This is a genomic window from Pseudomonas sp. WC1 (assembly GCF_050586565.1).
Lineage (GTDB): Bacteria > Pseudomonadota > Gammaproteobacteria > Pseudomonadales > Pseudomonadaceae > Aquipseudomonas.
In genome coordinates this window covers 1-651 of the sequence record NZ_JBOBDQ010000135.1, presented here as the reverse complement: position 1 = coordinate 651, position 651 = coordinate 1, and the positions used below count along the sequence as shown (strand labels likewise).

The following is a 651-nucleotide window of genomic DNA, read 5'->3' as shown; positions in this document are numbered from 1 at the left end:
GGCGACAAGGTCACCGTCACCATCGTCGGCAAAGGCGATGTCACCGAAGACCAGCAGCCAGCCTTCACCGTCAAGGTCAGCCAGAAACTGGACCACGACCTGACCGTAACCCTGTCGAACGGCGACAAAGTCGTCATTCCAGCCGGTCAGACCGAAGCTGAGTACAAGGCCAAAGCCCAGGGTGATGACGTCTTCAAGGACGGTGACACCCTTACCGTCGGCATCACCGATGCCGCCGTCGATGGCAAGGCCTTCGAGAACCTGGAGCTGGGTGGCAACGCCTCGGTACAGATCACCGACACCATCAGCGAAGTCGTCGCAACCCTGACCGCTGACAAAACCACCGTCACCGAAGGCGGCCAGATCACCTACACCGTGACGCTGACCAACGCCCAGGGTCTGCCGGTTAACGGTCACAATGGCCTGACCTTCACTTTGACCGATGGCACCAAGGTCACTATTCCTGCGGGCAGTGCTAGCGGTACCTTCACCATCACCGCTCCGGATGACGTGTTCGTTGGTGGTCAACCAACCATCACCAACAAGCTGGAAGGCGTCACCGGCGCCGACAACTTCGAAAAACTGACCTTGGGTCAGGACGAAGTGAAGACCTCCGTCACTGACGAGCCGGGCACCGGCACTCCAGGCACC

General features: G+C 59.9%; 1 protein-coding gene. It reads left to right on the top strand.

Annotation, left to right across the window (positions count from 1 at the left end):
- Nucleotides 1-651 (top strand): immunoglobulin-like domain-containing protein (locus tag ACQ4OD_RS26365; protein ID WP_430945227.1); only part of this gene is annotated, 651 nt, incomplete at both ends.